At 75.1% G+C, this 16,603-nt stretch carries 10 protein-coding genes and 1 riboswitch; of the genes, 7 read left to right on the top strand and 3 right to left on the bottom strand.

Annotated elements, in window-relative coordinates; all coding sequences use genetic code 11:
• Positions 1 to 409 precede the first annotated feature (409 nt).
• The 3 genes from D459_RS0107785 to D459_RS0107775 all read left to right on the top strand — a co-directional run bounded on the left by D459_RS0107785 (position 410) and on the right by D459_RS0107775 (position 3,621).
• The gene (locus D459_RS0107785; protein WP_017592432.1) at positions 410 to 1,393 is read left to right on the top strand and encodes a cobalamin biosynthesis protein; all 984 of its coding nucleotides are present in this window, start codon (positions 410 to 412) and stop codon (positions 1,391 to 1,393) included.
• The gene (locus tag D459_RS0107780) at positions 1,390 to 2,922 is read left to right on the top strand and encodes a cobyric acid synthase (RefSeq protein WP_017592431.1); all 1,533 of its coding nucleotides are present in this window, start codon (positions 1,390 to 1,392) and stop codon (positions 2,920 to 2,922) included. Before D459_RS0107785 ends, D459_RS0107780 begins: the two co-directional genes overlap by 4 nt.
• Positions 2,923 to 3,165: 243 nt before the next feature.
• Positions 3,166 to 3,621, top strand: coding sequence for a hypothetical protein (locus tag D459_RS0107775; protein WP_017592430.1), 456 nt, complete (start codon positions 3,166 to 3,168; stop codon positions 3,619 to 3,621).
• A gap of 99 nt (positions 3,622 to 3,720) precedes the next feature.
• Here D459_RS0107775 and D459_RS0107770 read toward each other — a convergent pair whose 3' ends face one another.
• The gene (locus tag D459_RS0107770) at positions 3,721 to 4,239 is read right to left on the bottom strand and encodes a hypothetical protein (protein ID WP_026120166.1); all 519 of its coding nucleotides are present in this window, start codon (positions 4,237 to 4,239) and stop codon (positions 3,721 to 3,723) included.
• Between the two features lie 115 nt (positions 4,240 to 4,354).
• Positions 4,355 to 4,515, top strand: a riboswitch (cobalamin riboswitch).
• Between the two features lie 64 nt (positions 4,516 to 4,579).
• Here D459_RS0107770 and cobN point away from each other — a divergent pair.
• The 4 genes from cobN (at position 4,580) to D459_RS0107750 (ending at position 13,283) form a co-directional block, all read left to right on the top strand.
• Positions 4,580 to 8,347, top strand: a complete 3,768-nt coding sequence (gene cobN, locus D459_RS0107765; RefSeq protein ID WP_017592428.1) for a cobaltochelatase subunit CobN — start codon at positions 4,580 to 4,582, stop codon at positions 8,345 to 8,347.
• 315 nt (positions 8,348 to 8,662) lie between these two features.
• A complete protein-coding gene (locus D459_RS0107760) occupies positions 8,663 to 11,527 on the top strand; it encodes a penicillin acylase family protein (protein WP_026120165.1) in 2,865 nt (954 codons plus the stop codon).
• A gap of 185 nt (positions 11,528 to 11,712) precedes the next feature.
• Entirely contained in the window at positions 11,713 to 12,153 is a 441-nt protein-coding gene (locus D459_RS0107755) for an NfeD family protein (RefSeq protein WP_017592426.1), read from the top strand.
• 59 nt (positions 12,154 to 12,212) lie between these two features.
• Positions 12,213 to 13,283, top strand: a complete 1,071-nt coding sequence (locus D459_RS0107750; RefSeq protein WP_017592425.1) for an SPFH domain-containing protein — start codon at positions 12,213 to 12,215, stop codon at positions 13,281 to 13,283.
• Between the two features lie 45 nt (positions 13,284 to 13,328).
• On the opposite strand, the gene D459_RS0107745 is transcribed toward D459_RS0107750, so the two are convergent.
• Both D459_RS0107745 and D459_RS0107740 read right to left on the bottom strand, forming a co-directional pair.
• Entirely contained in the window at positions 13,329 to 14,309 is a 981-nt protein-coding gene (locus D459_RS0107745) for a quinone oxidoreductase family protein (RefSeq protein WP_017592424.1), read from the bottom strand.
• A 115-nt stretch (positions 14,310 to 14,424) separates the two neighbouring features.
• Positions 14,425 to 16,581 carry a serine/threonine-protein kinase gene (locus tag D459_RS0107740; RefSeq protein ID WP_017592423.1) on the bottom strand — a complete coding sequence of 719 codons (2,157 nt, stop codon included), beginning with the start codon at positions 16,579 to 16,581 and terminating at the stop codon, positions 14,425 to 14,427.
• Positions 16,582 to 16,603 lie beyond the last annotated feature (22 nt).

Raw genomic sequence — 16,603 nt, 5'->3', positions numbered from 1 at the left:
AAGCAAGAGCAACTGCGGCCAATCGTAGTTGCGCCTCGTTAGTGCTCGGGCTTCACCAAAACGACGGGTATCGGCGTCGGACCACACGTTACCCGTGATTAACCCTTGTCGTGGTGCAGGTCGGGGGCGTTTCGCCGAGTCAGAGGGGCGGGGCGGCGCCCGGCGGGGGTCCCGGAGGTCAGAAGATCCACCAGACGCCCAGGACGGCGAGGGCCTCGAAGGCCGACAGCAGCGTCATCCGCTCCTCCTCTCCGTCCCGTCCGGACGGGGCCGGTCCGTGCGTACGGCGGGGAGGGCGCGACGCGTGCGGTGATCATGCTCCCCCGGGTGTCCGGGCAAACCGGCTTTGCCGCCACTTGGCCTGATCGTGGTGCGGGGGAGCAGGGCGCGGTGGCGCTACCGTTGTGCCGTGACGAAGCAGAGGGCGGACGGCGGCGCGCGCGCCGCGGGTCTGATCACCGGGGCCGTGCTCGACCGGGCCGTGCCCGACCCGAGGCGGGGGCACCCCGTCGCGCTGTTCGGGGCCGCGGCGGCCCGCCTGGAGCGGGCGCTGTACCGGCCGTCGCGGGCGAGCGGCGCCCTGTTCACCGCCGCGGCGGTGGGCTCCGCCGCCGCGCTGGGGGCACTGGCCGAGCGGGCGTCCGGCCCGGGGGCGCGCGCCGCGGCCACCGCCGCGGGCACCTGGGCGGTCTCCGGCGGCGCCATGCTGCGCAGGGAGGCCGGGCGGATCGCCGATGCCCTGGAGGCGGGCGACCTCGACGAGGCCCGCCGCAGGCTGCCCGGGCTGTGCGGGCGGGACCCCTCCGCCCTGGACGGCAAGGGGATCGCCCGCGCCGCCGTCGAGTCGGTCGCGGAGAACACCTCGGACGCGGCCGTCGGCGGGCACGTGTGGGGCGCCCTGCTGGGCCTGCCCGGACTGCTCGGCCACCGTGCGGCCAACACCCTGGACGCCATGGTCGGCCACCGCTCCGAGCGCTACCAGCGGTTCGGCTCGGCCTCGGCGCGCCTGGACGACGTCGCGGGGTGGGCGCCGGCCCGGCTCACCGCGCTGCTGGCCTGCGCCGCCGCGCCGCTGGTCGGCGGGGACGCCCGGCGCGCCCTGGCGGTCACCGCCCGGTACGGGCACCGCCATCCCAGCCCCAACGCCGGCCACTGCGAGGCGGCCTTCGCCGGCGCCCTGGACCTGCGCCTGGGCGGCGCCAACCGGTACGGCGACCGGGTCGAGCACCGCCCCGAACTGGGCGACGGGCGGCCTCCCGGCCCCGCCGACCTGCGCCGCGCGATCCGGCTGGCCGGCATCGTGGACGCCGCCTCGGCCGGCCTGGCCGCGCTCGCCGCGGCCGGGATCCCTGAGCGGGCGCCCGGCGCGCACCGCGGAAGGGGGCGGCGGTGAGCGGGGCGGGAGGCGCCGCCCCGGCGCTGCTCGTCGCGGGCACCACCTCCGACGCGGGCAAGAGCGTGGTCACCGCCGGGCTGTGCCGGTGGCTGGCCCGGCAGGGGGTGAAGGTCGCGCCGTTCAAGGCGCAGAACATGTCGCTCAACTCGGTGGTCGCCCCGGACGGCGCGGAGATCGGCCGGGCGCAGGCCATGCAGGCCGCCGCGGCCGGGGTGGAGCCGTGCGCGGCGATGAACCCGGTGCTGCTCAAACCCGGCGGCGACCGGAGCAGCCAGGTCGTGGTGCGCGGGCGGCCGATCGGCGAGGCCGACGCGCTGAGCTACCGGGACTACAAGGAGCGGCTGCGCGAGGTGGCGCTGGAGTCGCTGGCCGAGCTGCGCGCCGACTACGACGCGGTGATCTGCGAGGGCGCGGGCAGCCCGGCGGAGATCAACCTGCGCGACGGGGACATCGCCAACATGGGCCTGGCGCGCGCGGCGGACCTGCCGGTGCTGCTGGTCGGCGACATCGACCGGGGCGGGGTGTTCGCGGCGATGCACGGCACCCTGGCCCTGCTGGAGCCGGCGGACCAGGCGCTGATCGCCGGGTTCGCGGTGAACAAGTTCCGCGGCGCGCGGGAGCTGCTCGAACCCGGCCTGGACATGCTCCGCGACCTCACCGGGCGCCCGGTGCTAGGGGTGCTGCCCTGGCTGGACGGGCTGTGGCTGGACGTCGAGGACTCGCTGGCGCTCAGCGTGGACCGGGGGCCCGCCGCGCCGCCGGTCACCGGGACCGCCCTGCGGGTGGCGGTGGTGCGCACCCCGCGGATCAGCAACTTCACCGACGTCGACGCGCTCACCGTCGAACCGGGGGTGGACGTCCGGTTCGCCACCGCCCCGCACGAGCTGGACGGCGCCGACCTGGTGATCCTGCCCGGCAGCCGGGCCACCGTGGCCGACCTGGACTGGATGCGCGGGCGCGGACTGGACGCCGCCGTCGCAGACCGGGCCCGCCGGGGCCGCCCGGTGCTGGGCATCTGCGGCGGGTTCCAGATGCTCGCCCGCACCATCACCGACGACGTGGAATCGGGGGCCGGGACCGTGCCGGGGCTCGGCCTGCTGCCCGCGGCGGTCCGCTTCGCGGCGGAGAAGACCCTGGCCCGGCCGCGCGGCACCGCCTACGGCGAGGACGTCCGGGCCTACGAGATCCACCACGGCCGGGTGGAGACCGACTGGTCCGACGCCGGGGCGCCGGAGCCGTTCCTGGACGGCTGCCGGAGCGGCGCGGTGTGGGGGACCACCTGGCACGGCGCCTTCGAGAACGACGGGTTCCGCCGGGCCTTCCTCGCCGACGTGGCCGCCGCGGCGGGGAGCGCGTTCCGCCCCGCCCCCGGCACCGACTTCGCGGCCGCCCGCGCCGCCCGCCTGGACGCGCTGGGCGACCTGGTCGCGGAGCACATGGACACCGGTGCGGTGCTGCGCCTGCTGGAGCAGGGCGCCCCCGCAGGCCTCCCGGTGGTCCCGCCGGGCGGGCCGCCCCGGCGCTGAGCCCCCGGAGGACCGGAGCGCGGCCGCCGGCGGCCGCAGGCCGGGGCTGTGGACAACGGACTGTGGACGGGCGGTGGCGCTCCGTCGCGCGGTGGCCTAACGTGGTCCCCGACCGGTGGCGGACCGGGTGGGAAGAGGGCCGGGCACAGCGCGGACAGGGGCCCCGACGAGAAGGACGCCGCCGCCGGGATCCGGCCCGCGGGGCCGGAGCGCCCCTGCTCCTTCCAAGTTCGGAGGCCCTCTGTGACCACCACCGGAACCGACTGCACCGCCGACCGCACCGCCCTGCCCGGGGCGGAGGGCGGGCCGCCGCACCGGATCGTGCTCGACCTGGACCCGATGACCCGCGCCGAGCTGGAGCGCGCCGCTGGCGGCCGCTCCATCGAGGCCTACCTGTACCTCCTGGCCGGGCGCTGCGCCCGGTGGACCGAGATGCGCGACTGGCTCGCCCACCTGGAGGCCTGCTACGGCCCGATCCCGGCGGAGGCGCTGGAGCGGCTGCACCGGAAGATGCTCGGACTGCGGCCGGTGCGCGGGGCCGGCTCCGCGCTCGGCGTCGCGTTCACCGACGAGGAGCTCGCCGCGCTGAAGGAGGCTGCGGACGGCAGGGCGCTCGCCCCGTTCGTCCGCGAGACCGTGCTGGACCGGCTCACCGCGGCGGCTGAGGATACCGCCGACCCCGGGCCGGGCGGGGGGTGAGCCTCTCCGCCGACCGGGGCCGCCGGCCTCTCCGGCGGGGCGTGCGGGCGGCCCCGCCGGGGGCCTCGGCGCGGGCGCCGGGGGCCGCGGCGGCCGCGGCTAGGCGGCGAGCGAGCGGGCGTAGTTCACCTGCTGGGCGACGTTGGCGCCGGTGGCCCTGTTCTGGGCGGGGACCATCGTGGAGTGGTACATCCCGCCGCCCTGCACGGTCACCTGGATGTGGCCGGTGACCCGCTCCTCCTTCACCAGCAGGAACAGCAGGCCGAGCAGGCAGGTCCACCAGAAGACCAGGATCGCCACGATGATCGCCCAGACCGGGGTGGTCTTCTCCACCCGGGACATGTCGGTGACGGTCCACACCGAGCCCTTGATCGGGAACCGCCCCGCGGGGGTGATCACCTCGGTCTGGGTGACGGCGATGTCGCCGATGGTGGTGAGCGTCGGCCCGCCGGCCGGGGCCGGGGCCATCGGCGACTCGTAGCCGCCCGCCTGCACGGGGACGATCTCCCCCGAGCTCTGCGGGGGCGGCCCGTACACCGGCTGGCCGTAGGGGTCGGTTCCGGGAGGCCGCTGATAGGGGTCACCGGGCCCGGAAGGGGGGTGGGGGTACTGGGTCATGCGCCGATTGTCGCAAAGCCCTCCACCGGATGGGACCCGCTCGGGCAAAGGCGTTCCGGCGGCCGGAGGCGGGCCGGGGAGGGGACTCTGCGAAGATGAGGCGGTACGTGCCGCGAAGGAACACGGTGCCCCGGATGGCGGGGCCTGGCCGGATCCGGCCTGGAAGCCGTGGCTGTCCCGCAACTGTGAGGGAGGAGCGCCCCCGGACGCGCGCCACCGCCGGCACCGCCGGCGGGAAGGCCCGGGAGGCGCGGTGAGCCCCGAGCCAGGAGACTTCGCGGTGCGCGAGCATCCGATCGGCACCGGGGCGCGGACCCCGGAACGACACGAAGGACCGAGTGTGGCCACCATTCTGCTGCTGTCCACCGCGGACACCGAGCTCCTCGCCGCACAGGCGGCCGAGGCCGGGTACCGCACCGCCAACCCGGCGCGGACCCCCGCGGGCGAGGTCCCCGCGCTGCTGGAGGGGGTCGACATCGCCGTCGTGCGGCTCCTCGGCGGAACCGAGTTCTGGCCGGAGGGGATGGCCGCGCTGCGGGCCGGCGGCGTCCCGCTGGTGGCCCTGGGCGGCGAGGCCGCGGTGGACGCGGAGATGATCGCGGCCTCCACGGTCCCCGCCGGGGTGGCCACCGAGGCCCACGCCTACCTGGCCGAGGGCGGGGTGGAGAACCTGCGCCGGCTGGCCCGGTTCCTCTCCGACACGCTGCTGCTCACCGGGGAGGGCTTCGCCCCGCCGGCGAAGATGCCCGAGTACGGGGTGCACGAGCGGCCGCCCCGGGAGGGCGCGCCGGCGGCCGGCGCGCGGCCGGTGGTGGCGGTGGTCTTCTACCGGGCGCACGAGCTGTCCGGCAACACCTCCTTCGTCGACGTGCTGTGCGACGCGATCGAGGCGGCCGGGGGAGAGCCGCTCCCGGTGTTCTCCGGTTCGCTGCGCGGGCTGGACGCGGAGAACTCCCCAGGCCTGTTCGAGCTGCTCGGCCGGGCCGACGCGGTGGTCACCACGGTGCTGGCCGCGGGCGGGGCGGTCGCCGCCGACGCCAGCGGCGGCGGCGACGAGGACGCCTGGGACGCGGGCGCGCTCGCCGCGCTGGACGTGCCGATCGTCCAGGGCCTGGTGCTCACCTCCACCCGGGAGCAGTGGCAGGCCTCCGACGCGGCGCTCACCCCGATGGACGCCGGCATGCAGGTGGCCATCCCGGAGTTCGACGGCCGGCTGATCACCGTCCCGTTCTCCTTCAAGGAACTGGCCGAGGGGTCGGTCCCGGTCTACCGGGCCGACCCGGAGCGGGCCGCCCGGGTGGCCGGGATCGCGGTCCGGCACGCCCGGCTGCGCGCGGTGCCGCCGGCCGAGCGCCGCCTGGGCGTGGTGCTCTCCTCCTACCCCACCAAGCACTCCCGGGTCGGCAACGCCGTCGGGCTGGACACCCCCGCCTCGGCGGTCCGGCTGTTCCGGCTGCTCGCCGAGCGCGGGTACGACCTCGGCCCGGACGATGCGCTGTGGCGCCGGCCGGGGCCCGGAGAGGACCGCCGCGAGGACGACGGCGACCCGCTCATCCACGCGCTGATCGCGGCCGGCGGGCACGACGTGGAGTGGCTCACCGAGGAGCAGCTCGCCTCCGCCGGCGCCCGGGTCCCGCTGGAGGACTACACCCGCTGGTTCGAGGCGCTCCCCGCCGGGCTGCGCGACTCCGTCCGGGAGCACTGGGGCGAGCCGCCGGGCGAGCTCTACGTGGACGACTCGCGCGGCCGCCCGGAGATCGTGCTGGCCTCGCTCCGGTTCGGCAACCTGGTGCTGATGATCCAGCCGCCGCGGGGCTTCGGCGAGAACCCGATCGCCATCTACCACGACCCGGACCTGCCGCCCTCGCACCACTACCTGGCCGCCTACCGGTGGCTGGAGGGCCCGCGCGCCCAGGGCGGCTTCGGCGCCGACGCCGTGGTGCACCTGGGCAAGCACGGCACCCTGGAGTGGCTGCCCGGCAAGGGGCTGGGCATGGCGGCCGAGGACGCCCCGGACGCGGTGCTCGGGAACCTCCCGCTGGTCTACCCGTTCATCGTGAACGACCCGGGCGAGGGGACCCAGGCGAAGCGGCGCGGGCACGCCACCGTGGTGGACCACCTGGTGCCGCCGATGGCGCGCGCCGACACCTACGGCGACATCGCCAGGCTGGAGCAGCTCCTCGACGAGTACGCCCTGGTCAGCGACTTGGACCCGGACAAGGCGCCGGCGCTGCGCGCGCAGATCTGGACGCTGATCAAGAGCGCCGAGCTCCACCACGACCTGCACCAGGAGGACATGCCGGGCGAGGACGAGTTCGACGACTTCGTCATGCACGTCGACGGCTACCTGTGCGAGATCAAGGACGTGCAGATCCGGGACGGCCTGCACGTGCTGGGCGCGGCCCCCGAGGGGGAGGCCCGGGTCAACCTGGTGCTCGCGGTGCTGCGGGCCGCGCAGGTGTGGGCGGGCACGGCGGGCGCGCTCCCCGGGCTGCGCGCGGCGCTGGCCCGCCGCTTCGGCCTGGAGGAGAAGGCGCTGCTGGCCGACCCGGGCGCCCGGATCGAGGTGCCCAAGGAGCTCGCCGCGCTGGAGGACGGGCCGGCCCGCACCGCCGCGGACGCGGTCGACCTGCTGGAGGCGGTGGCCCGCAGGCTGGTGGAGGCGATGGAGGGGGCCGGCTGGGAGGCCGGGCGCGCCGAGCCGGTGGTCGCCGAGGCGCTGGGCGGGGCCGCCGGCGGCGCGGAGCGGACCGCGCTCGCCGACGCGGTCCGGGTGCTGGTCTTCGCCGCCGAGGAGGTGGTGCCGCGGCTGGCCGCGACCGGCGCCGAGATCGACGCGGTGCTGCACGCCCTGGACGGCGGGCACGTCCCGGCGGGGCCCTCCGGCTCGCCCACCCGGGGCCTGGTCAACGTGCTGCCGACCGGCCGCAACTTCTACTCGGTCGACCCCAAGGCGATCCCCTCCCGCAACTCCTGGGACGTGGGCCAGGCGCTGGCCGACTCGCTGGTCGCCCGGCACCTGGCGGACACCGGCTCCTACCCCCGCTCGGTCGGGATCACGGTGTGGGGCACCGCGGCGATGCGCACCCAGGGCGACGACGTCGCCGAGGTGCTGGCGCTGCTGGGGACCAGGCCCACCTGGGACGACGCCTCCCGGCGGGTGACCGGCTTCGAGATCGTCCCGCTGGAGGAGCTGGGCCGGCCGCGGATCGACGTCACGCTGCGCGTCTCCGGCTTCTTCCGGGACGCCTTCCCGCACGTCATCGGGTTGATCGACGACGCGATCAGCGCGGTGGCCGGGCTGGACGAGCCGGAGGAGTCCAACTACTGCCGGGCGCACGCGCTCGCCGACCACGCCGGCCACGGCGACTGGCGGCGCGCCACCACCCGCATCTTCGGCTCCAAGCCGGGCGCCTACGGGGCCGGGCTGCTGCCGCTGATCGACGCGCGCAACTGGCGCGACGACGCAGACCTGGCCGAGGTCTACGCGGTGTGGGGCGGCTACGCCTACGGGCGGGGGCTGGACGGCGCCGAGCGCCGCCCGGACATGGAGGCGTCGTTCCGCCGGATCGCGGTCGCGGCGAAGAACCAGGACACCCGCGAGCACGACATCGTCGACTCCGACGACTACTTCCAGTACCACGGCGGGATGGTCGCCATGGTGCGCCGGCTGACGGGGGAGTCCCCTGCCGCCTACATCGGCGACTCCGCGGTGCCGGACCAGGTCAAGACGCGGACCCTGGGCGAGGAGACCCGCCGGGTCTTCCGGGCCAGGGTGGTCAACCCGCGGTGGATCGCGGCGATGCGCCGGCACGGCTACAAGGGCGCGTTCGAGCTGGCCGCCACGGTGGACTACCTCTTCGGCTACGACGCGACGGCCGGCGTGGTCGACGACTGGATGTACCGGACGCTCGCCGAGACCTACGTGTTCGACCCGGAGAACCGGGACTTCCTGGAGGAGTCCAACCCGTGGGCGCTGCGCGGCATCTCCGAGCGGCTGCTGGAGGCCGCCGAGCGCGGGCTGTGGGAGGAGCCGGAGGAGGACGTGCTGGAGCGGCTCCGGGAGACCTACCTCCGGATGGAGGGGGAGCTGGAGGGCGACGACTGACCCGCCCGGCCGGGGCTTTAGCCGATCGCGTCCGGCGGGCGCAAGGGATCTGAACCGGGCCGGGGTGGCCGCATTCGGCCACCCCGGCCCGCTGTGCCTCCGGTCACATGCGGGGTGGCGGAGTGGTCGGTGTTACCGCTGGTAGCGGCATGGGTCCCGGGCGGCGGCCGCCCCCGGGGGCCGGAAGGCGGGCGCGGGGAGCGGTGAAGCGGGGAACGTGAAAGTCTTTCGCGAAAGCCGCGGGCGTGCGTAATCTGCCGACGACGCGTCGTGCACGACCCCTGTGATCCCCCGCCGATCGAGGTGCGACTCCCCATGGCACACCACGTTCGACGCAGGACCGCCGCCGCGCTGGCGGTCATCTGCGCGACATCACTCGCCGCCGCCCCGTCGGCCGCGGCGGACGGACCGGATGCCGCGGCCCTGATGGCCGCGGTCGAGGACCACTGCGGCGAGAACGGCTGCCACGACATCCTCCCGCCCGGCCAGAACGGCAACGCCACCCTGGTCGAGATCCTGGGCAACCAGATGTTCGGCACCCGTCCGGCGCACTCCTCCGACCAGCTGGACATGTACGACGACCTGCTCCACGACTACCAGGGGCTGGACGACGCCGGGCTCGACTCCTACTTCATGGACGCCTCGTTCGGCGTCGCCGAGGGCGACGTCGGCCGCGAGTACAGCCCGCGCGGAGACGTGACCATCGTCCGCGACGACTCCTACGGCGTCCCGCACATCTACGGCGAGACCCGCGAGGGCACCATGTTCGGCGCCGGGTACGCCGTCGCCGAGGACCGCCTCTTCCTCATGGACGTGCTGCGCAACCTGGGGCGGGGGGAGCTCACCCCGTTCGCCGGCGGAGCCGAGGGCAACCGCTCCTTCGAGCAGATGCTGTGGCGCACCGCCCCCTACACCGAAGAGGACAAGCAGGCCCAGATCGACCGGGTCGCCGCCTCCGGCGAGCGCGGCGCGCAGGCGCTGGCCGACGTCGACTCCTACATCGAGGGCATCAACGCCTACATCGACGCCTCGCAGGAGCGCAACGACTACCCCGGCGAGTACGTGCTGACCGGGCACAAGAACGCGGTCACCCAGGAAGGCGAGATCGAGCACTTCAAGCCCACCGACATCGTCGGCATCGCCTCGATGGTCGGCGCGCTGTTCGGCGGCGGGGGCGGCGGCGAGGTGCAGTCCGCCGTCATCAAGCTCGCCTTCCAGAAGCAGTACGGCGCGGAGAAGGGCGCCGAGCTCTGGCAGGACTGGCGGATGGAGAACGACCCCGAGGCCACGGTGACCGTGGACGGCGACTTCCCCTACTCCGGGACCCCCGAGGACCCGGTCGGCCGGGTGCTGCCGGACGAGGGCTCGGTCGAGCCCTACGACATCGTCCACGACGAGCAGGGATCGGCCGCCGGCGGCGCCTCCGCCCAGGCCGCCGCCTCGGAGGAGAGCACCGCCGAGGGCGGTGAGCAGGTCTCCGACCTCCCCGCGAAGAAGCAGGAGCAGCTGGAGACCAAGGCCGAGGAGGGCGACCTGGAGGCCGCCGAGGGCATCTTCAACGAGGGCGTCCTCCCCGCCGACCTGGCCGAGCCGCGCGGCATGTCCAACGCGCTGCTGGTCTCCGGCGAGCACACCGCCAGCGGCAGCCCGGTCGCCGTGATGGGCCCGCAGACCGGCTACTTCTCCCCGCAGCTGCTCATGGTCCAGGAGCTGCAGGGCCCCGGGATCAGCGCCCGCGGCGCGTCCTTCCCCGGCACCAGCTTCTACGTGCAGATGGGGCGCGGCACCGACTACGCCTGGAGCGCCACCTCCGCCGGGCAGGACATCACCGACACCTTCGCCGTCGACCTGTGCGAACCGGACGGCTCCGCCCCCGACACCTCCTCCCGCGGCTACATCGCCGAGGACGGCTCCTGCACCGGCTTCGAGGAGCTGACCGTGGAGAACGCCTGGGAGCCCACGGTGGCCGACCAGACGCCGGCCGGCTCCTACCGGCTCACCGCGCTGCGCTCGGAGTACGGCCTGGTCGAATCGTTCGCCACGGTGGACGGCGACCCGGTCGCCTTCGTCCAGCGCCGCTCCACCTACATGCGCGAGGTCGACTCGATCATCGGCTTCCAGCAGTTCAACGAGCCGGAGACGATCACCTCGGCCGAGGCATTCCAAGAGGCCGCCGGCGACATCGGCTACGCCTTCAACTGGCACTACGCCGACGCCGAGGAGATCGCGTTCATGAACTCCGGGGCCAACCCGGTCCGCACCGAGGGCACCGATCCCAACCTGCCGATCGCCGCCGGCTCCGAGGCGGGCTGGCAGGGCTGGGACCCCGAGCACAACGGGGCCGACTACACCCCGCCCGAGCAGCACCCCAACACCATCGGCCAGGACTACCTGGTCAACTGGAACAACAAGGTCGGCCGCGGCTACACCGCCGGCTGGGGCAGCGGCCCGGTGCACCGGGGCGACCTGCTCGACGGCCGGGTCTCCGCGCTCATCGAGGAGGGCCACGACTTCACCAAGTCCTCGCTGACCCGAGTGATGATGGAGGCCGGCCACACCGACCTCCGCGGCGAGCAGGTGCTCCCGGTCCTGCTCCGCGCCCTGGAGGACGCCGACACCTCCGACCCGGAGGTGGCCGGGGCGGTGGCCGCCCTCACCGCCTGGGAGGAGGCCGGCGCGCCGCGCCGGGAGGCCGCGCGGGACGACGGCTCCTACGAGCACTCCGAGGCGATCCGGATCATGGACGCCTGGTGGCCGCTGCTGGTCTCCGCCCAGTTCGAGCCGGGCCTGGGCGAGGGCCTCTACACCGAGCTGACCCGCGCGGTCCAGGTGGGCGAGACGCCGTTCGGCGACGGCGGGCACAAGGGCTCCGCCTACCAGTACGGCTGGTGGTCCTACGTGGACAAGGACCTCCGCTCGGTGCTCGGCGAGGAGGTCGAGGGCCCGCTGGGCGAGCAGTACTGCGGCGGCGGCGACGCCGGCGAGTGCCGGACCCTGCTCGTCGACACCCTCGCCGACGCGGCCGCCACCCCGGCCGAGGAGATCTACCCGGGCGGCGACCAGCTGGCCGCGGACACCGTGGTGCACCAGCCGCTCGGCGGGATCAACATGTGGCCGATCGCCTGGCAGAACCGCCCCACCTACCAGATGGTCGTCGAGTTCGAGGGAGGGCGCGGCTGACCCCGGCCCGGTCCGGCCCGCCGCCGGACCGGGACCGGCCCCGGCCGGGCGCGGTGTCCCCGCCGCGCCCGGCCCCCGCTTTTCCGGACGCCCGCGAACCCGGCCCGATAACCCGCCGGGAGGACGTGTGGCCGAACGAGGGCGCGGGGTACCTTAGGGGTATCCCGCAGGACGGGAGGCCGTACATGCCGCTGTGGATCCTCTGGATCGTCGCCGCCGTCGCCCTCGGCATCGCCGAGGCCCTCACCCTCACCCTGTCGCTCGGCCTGCTCGCGGTCGCGGCACTGGTCGCCGCCGTCGTGGGCGCGCTCGGCATGGGGGTCGCGGCCCAGGTGATCGCCTTCGTCACCGCGTCGGCCGCGGGCGTGCTGGTGGTCCGCCCCATCGCCCGCCGCCACCTGCGCCAGCCGCCGCTGCTGGCCTCCGGCACCGCCGCCCTGATCGGCAAGTCCGGCGTGGTCATCGAGGAGGTCACCGGCGACCACGGGCTGATCAAGCTCTCCGGGGAGGAGTGGTCCGCGCGCGCCCTCGACGAGGACCACGTCATCCCGGCCGGCACGCACGTGGACGTGATGGAGATCGACGGGGCGACCGCCGTCGTGTACCCCCGCGAGGCCCTGCCGTGACCGCCGGCCAGGCGCCCCGCCCGACCCGCAGCTCCGACTCGCAGGGCAGGTAGAGACCCATGGGACCGGAAATCCTGTTCATCGTCCTGGCGGCCCTCGTGGTGCTCCTCGTGGTCTCCACGGTGCGGATCGTTCCGCAGGCGCGCGCCTACAACATCGAGCGCTTCGGCCGCTACCAGCGCACCCTCCAACCCGGACTGAACTTCATCATCCCGTTCGTGGACCGGGTCAACACCAAGTACGACCTGCGCGAGCAGGTGTTCTCCTCCCGGCCCCAGCCGGTCATCACCGAGGACAACCTGGTCGTCAACATCGACACGGTGCTCTACTACCAGATCACCGACCCCCGGGCGGCCGCCTACGAGGTCGCCAACTACCTGCAGGCCATCGACCAGCTCACCGTCACCACGCTGCGCAACGTCATCGGCGGCATGGACCTGGAGCGGACCCTCACCTCCCGCGAGGAGATCAACACCCGGCTGCGCAGCGTGCTGGACGAGGCGACCGGCAAGTGGGGCATCCGCGCCAACCGGGTGGAGATCAAGGCGATCGACCCGCCGCCCTCCATCAAGGAGGCGATGGAGAAGCAGATGCGGGCCGAGCGGGACAAGCGCGCCGTGGTCCTGCACGCCGAGGGCGAGCGGCAGTCCCGCATCCTCACCGCCGAGGGCGCCCGCCAGCAGGCCATCCTGGAGGCCCAGGGCGACCAGCAGGCGCGGATCCTGCGCGCCGACGGCGAGGCGCAGGCGGTCGAGCGGGTCTTCCGGGCGGTGCACCAGAACGACGCCGACCCCAAGCTCCTCGCCTACAAGTACCTGGAGACCCTGCCGCACCTGGCCAACGGCGATGGCAACACGTTCTGGGTGATCCCCGGCGAGCTCACCTCGGCGATCCAGAACGTCACCAAGGCCTTCTCCGGCGAGGCCGGGGGGTCGGCCGCGGGGCCGCCGTCCCAGGGCGGCGGGCCGGAGGAGACCGCCACCCCGGAGCTCACCTCCGGCGACGGGGCGCGGGTCGCCGCCGAGGAGGCCGCGGAGAGCGCGGCCGCCGCGGTGGAGAACGCCCGCCAGGCGGCCCAGGCCGCGGCGGCCGGCGGGGCCGTCCCCGAGCAGGGGCGCACCGGGCAGTGACGCCGCCCGGGGCCGCGCGGGCGCCCGCGCGGCCCCGGCCGCGGGTCAGTCCCGGGTGAGCAGCACCAGCTTGCCGGTGGTGCGCCGGGAGGCGAGGTCCTGCTGGGCGCGGGCGGCCTCGGCCAGCGGGTAGCGGCCGCCGATGCGCACCTCCAGGTCGCCCCGGCCCACCATGCCGAACACGTCGGCGGCGCGGTCCAGCAGCTCGGCGCGGTCCGCGGTGTAGTGCGCCAGCGAGGGCCGGGTGAGGAACAGCCCGCCCGCCCCGTTCAGCCGCTGCGGGTCGAACGGCGGGACCGGCCCGCTGGACTGCCCGAACAGCACCAGCATGCCGCGCCGGCGCAGCGCTCCCAGGCTGGCCTCGAAGGTCGAGGCGCCCACCCCGTCGTAGACCACCGGCACCCCGGCCCCGCCGGTCATCCCGCGCACCGCCGCCGCCACGTCGGTGCCCGGCTCGCCGTACCGGATGACCTCGTCGGCGCCGGCCGCGCGGGCCAGCTCCTCCTTGGCCGGAGTGGAGACGGTGCCGATCACCCGCGCCCCGCGGAGCCTGGCCATCTGCACCAGCAGCAGGCCGGTGCCGCCGGCCGCGGCGTGCACCAGCACCGTGTCGCCCTCGCGGACCGGGTAGGTGGAGTGCGTCAGGTAGTGCGCGGTCATGCCCTGCAGCAGCACGGCCGCGGCCTGCTCGGCGCCGACCCCCTCGGGGACCGGCACCACCCGGTCGGCGCGGACCACCGCCCGCTCGGCGTAGCCGCCGGGCTCCCCGGTCCAGCCGACCGGCTGCCCCACCGCCAGGCCGGTGACGCCCTCGCCGAGGGCGGCGACGGTGCCCGCCGCCTCCACCCCGGGAGTCAGCGGCATCGGCATCGGGTACAGGCCGCTGCGCTGGTAGATGTCGATGAAGTTGACGCCGGCCGCCGCCACGTCCACGGCGACCTCGCCGGGGCCCGGATCGGGCGGGTCGGCCTCGGTGAGCCGGAGCGCCTCCGGCCCGCCCGGTTCATCGATGGTGATCGCGCGCATACCGTCTCCGTTCTCCGCCGGATCCGGGGCTCCCGCCCCGCCCCCGGCGATGATCTCGGCGTTCCGGGGCCGTCAAAGAGCCTTTATAGCCCCGGGGCGCGGAGGACGGCGAGCTCTACTCGTCGTCGGAGGGCGACTCGGTGGGCGTCGCCTCGGTGGACGGCGCCGTCTCGGTGAACTCGATGTCGTCGTAGTAGGCGACGGCGTCGCCGCCGCTGCCCCCGCCGGTGCGCTCCACCTTCAGCCCGGCGCCGCGCCCCATGATCGGGGTGGCGTCCTGGGCCTCGCCGACGTACTCGTCGTTCATCCAGGCGCGGACGGTGATGGTGCCGTCCTTCGGGTCGGCCTCGGGGTCGGGCAGGTCGCGGTCGCAGGTCACCTGGAGCCGGTTGGTGGCCCCCTCCGCGGTGTCGAAGCCGGGCACCTCGGAGGTCTTGAACAGCGTCCCCGCCCCGTCGGTGCCGTCGTTGCGCCGGATCAGCAGCTCGCCGCCGTCCTTGCGGACCAGCACCTCGTACTGGCGGTAGTCGTCCTCGAAATCGCTCTCGGCGGCGTCGTAGCCGAAGCAGAACATTCCGGCCTGCGCGTAGTCCGGGCCGCCCTGCCAGGTCAGACCGACGCTCATGCCCAGGTGGACCGGGAGCTTCCCGTCGAAGGGGGACCAGGCCTGCATCGACGGCTCGTTCTCGGAGGCGCGGACGGCGAACTGCTTGTCGATGTGGCCGTACTCGCTGTCCTCCTCGAACTCGGTGTCGTACTCGCTGGTCCACGTCGTGGCGCCGCTGTCGAAGTCCTCCTGGTAGACCGGACGGGCCTCGGCGGGGAACGCCGGGTCGGCGGTCAGGTAGAGCGCGGACGCGCCGGCCAGCACCAGGACCAGCCCGGCGGCGCCGCCGATGAGCAGGGTGCGCCGGCTCGGCCGCTTCTTCCCACCGGAGGCGCCCGGCGGGACCGGGCCGGGAGGCGCGCCGGGGCCGCCCGGGGCGCCGGGACCGCCGGGGGCGGCGCCGAACTGCGCGGGCTGCCCGTACGGGGGCGAGGGGTGGGTCGGGGCGAAGCCCGGCTGCGGACCGGACGGGGGGAGGCCGGCGCCGTGGCCGGGCTGCGGGCCGCTCGGCGGGCCGTACGGCCCGGGCCGCTGCCCGGGGACGCCGGGGACGCCCGGCTGGGGACCGGACGGGACCTGCCCCTGCGGCGGGGCGTAGGGGCGGGTGGGCGGGGCGCCCGGCGACTCCTGCGGCGGCATCGCCGCGGTGGGCTCGGCCCCCATGGCCGCGGTCGGCACCGAGCCCAGGTCGGAGGTGGCGGCCGGGGTGCCGGCGGCCGGGGTGCCGTCCTCGCCGGGCGGGGGCGGCAGCATCGCCGCGGCGCCCGTCGGCCGCGGGGTGGACGGCGGGGTCCAGGAGCGGACCACGGTCTGGTCCACCACCGAGTCGCTCGGGTTGTCCTGGCCGACCAGCCGGTTGAGCAGCTGCTGGGCGGTGGGCCGGTTGGCCGGGTCCTTGTCCAGCGCCCGCTCGACCAGCTCCTTGAGCGAGGGGTCCAGTCCCTCCAGGTTCGGCGCCATCGAGGCGATCTGGTGCAGCACCGCCGGGACCGAGGGCCCGTCGAACGGGGTCCGGCCGGTGCCGGCGAAGGCGACCAGGCAGCCCCAGGAGAAGATGTCGGAGGCCGGGGTGATGTCCCTGCCCTCGATCAGTTCCGGGGCGAGGTAGGCCGGGGTGCCCATGAGCTGGCTGGAGCGGGTCACCGCGCCGTCGTCCTCCATGGCCCGCGCGATGCCGAAGTCGATCACCTTGGGGCCGACCGTGGAGAGCAGCACGTTGGCGGGCTTGAGGTCGCGGTGGATGACGCCGGCGCCGTGGATCGCGGTGAGCGCCGCGGCGACCCCCATCGCCAGGCCGTCCAGGGTGCCGCCGGCCATCGGCCCGTCGGCCTCGATGGCCTCGGCCAGGTTGGGGCCGGAGACGTACTCGGAGACGATGAAGAGCGGCTCGCCCTCCAGACGGGCGTCGAGCACTCCGGCGGTGGAGAACCGGGCGACGCGGCGGGCCGAGGCGACCTCCCGGGCGAAGCGGCGCCGGAAGTCCTCGTCGTCGGCGAGGTCGGGGTGGATCAGCTTCACCGCGACCTTCTGCCCCGAAGGGTTCTGCGCGAGGTAGACCGTGCCCATGCCGCCCCGGCCCAGTCGGCCGATGATCCGGTAGTCGCCGAGCTCGCGGGGGTCGCCGGTGCGGAGGGGTCTGGCGCTGTCGTGCCCGTTTGACGTCACAGTGTCGAAGTCCTTCGTGGAT

It is taken from the genome of Nocardiopsis potens DSM 45234 (assembly GCF_000341105.1).
Taxonomy (GTDB): Bacteria; Actinomycetota; Actinomycetes; order Streptosporangiales; family Streptosporangiaceae; genus Nocardiopsis_A; species Nocardiopsis_A potens.
Note: the sequence above shows the minus strand (reverse complement) of the source record. Positions and strands in the feature narration are given on the sequence as shown.

Excerpts from the sequence above, each read along its gene's own strand:
- D459_RS0107770 (WP_026120166.1), bottom strand. The coding sequence starts at position 4,239 with ATGACCCAGTACCCCCACCCCCCTTCCGGGCCCGGTGACCCCTATCAG.
- D459_RS0107755 (WP_017592426.1), top strand. The coding sequence starts at position 11,713 with ATGCCGCTGTGGATCCTCTGGATCGTCGCCGCCGTCGCCCTCGGCATC.
- D459_RS0107760 (WP_026120165.1), top strand. The coding sequence starts at position 8,663 with ATGGCACACCACGTTCGACGCAGGACCGCCGCCGCGCTGGCGGTCATC.
- D459_RS0107745 (WP_017592424.1), bottom strand. The coding sequence starts at position 14,309 with ATGCGCGCGATCACCATCGATGAACCGGGCGGGCCGGAGGCGCTCCGG.
- D459_RS0107750 (WP_017592425.1), top strand. The coding sequence starts at position 12,213 with ATGGGACCGGAAATCCTGTTCATCGTCCTGGCGGCCCTCGTGGTGCTC.